This window comes from Variovorax glucosi (genome assembly GCF_051216695.1).
GTDB lineage: Bacteria > Pseudomonadota > Gammaproteobacteria > Burkholderiales > Burkholderiaceae_C > Variovorax.
In genome coordinates this window covers 1-1035 of sequence record NZ_JBPJZE010000400.1, presented here as the reverse complement: position 1 = coordinate 1035, position 1035 = coordinate 1, and the positions used below count along the sequence as shown (strand labels likewise).

Here is a 1035-nt window from a genome sequence, read left to right as displayed (position 1 = left end):
CGAAGCCGGCCGGCGCCGTCACGCGCAGATGGCCGCTGGCCTTGATGCCGCCGGCGCTCACGCTGGCTTCGGCGTTGGCGAACTCGGTCAAAAGGCGCTGGCAGTCTTCGAGGAAGGCGCTGCCTTCGTGCGTGAGCGTGATGCGGCGCGTGGTGCGCACCAGCAGCTTGACGCCCAGGCGCTCCTCCAGCGCATCGAGCCGCCGCCCCATGATCGCGGGCGCCACGCCTTCGGCCTTGGCCGCGGCCGTGAGCCCGCCGCGCGTCGCGACCGAGACGAAGGATTCGAGCTGCTTGAGGCGGTCCATGGGGCGGAAACTATATCGCCCGCCTGTTTGTTGGTTAGTTGGAGGGCGCCTATTCGGGCCGCACGCCCGCCTCGCGCACCGCTTCGCCCCAGCGCGCATGCTCCGCCTTGATGTACTGCGCCGCCTGCTCCGGACTGCCGCCCACGGGCGTGCTGCCTTCGGCCAGCAGCTGCGAGATGGTCGCGGGCTTGGCCAGCGCCTTGTCGACCGCGGCGTTGAGCTTCTTCACGATGTCGGCGGGCGTGCCGGCCGGCACGACGAGCGCCTTCCAGTCCACCGCCTCAAAGCCCTTGTAGCTCTCGCCCACGGTCGGCACCTCGGGCATCACCGGCAGGCGTTTGGCCGATGTGACGGCCAGCGCGCGCAGCTTGCCGCCCTTGACGTAGCCCAGCGTCGAGGCCACGTTGCCGAAGTAGGCCGACACCTGCTCGCCCATCACGTCGGTCAGCGCGGGCGCGCCGCCTTTGTAAGGCACGTGCATCAGGTTGATCTTCGCCTGCTCGTTCAGGGCTTCGCCCGCCAGGTGCGAGCCGGTGCCGCCACCTGCCGACGCAAAGCTCAGCTTGCCCGGGTTCTTGCGCGCGAAGTCGATGAACTCCGCCACGGTCTTGTAGGGCGCACTGGTCGGCACGACGAGGATCTGCGGCGCGGTGGCCACCAGCGACACCGGAATGAAATCTTTCGCCGCGTCGAAGGGCAGCTTGCGCAGCGACGGGTTCACCGAGAAC

The 1035-nt window shown here is 69.3% G+C and carries 2 protein-coding genes; both read right to left on the bottom strand.

Features of this window, described 5'->3' with window-relative positions; all coding sequences use genetic code 11:
- Window positions 1-307: LysR family transcriptional regulator (locus ACSFA3_RS26000; RefSeq protein ID WP_435508186.1), on the bottom strand; the 307-nt coding region annotated here is incomplete at its 3' end.
- Between the two features lie 49 nt (window positions 308-356).
- Window positions 357-1035 (bottom strand): Bug family tripartite tricarboxylate transporter substrate binding protein (locus ACSFA3_RS25995; RefSeq protein WP_435508185.1); only part of this gene is annotated, 679 nt, incomplete at its 5' end.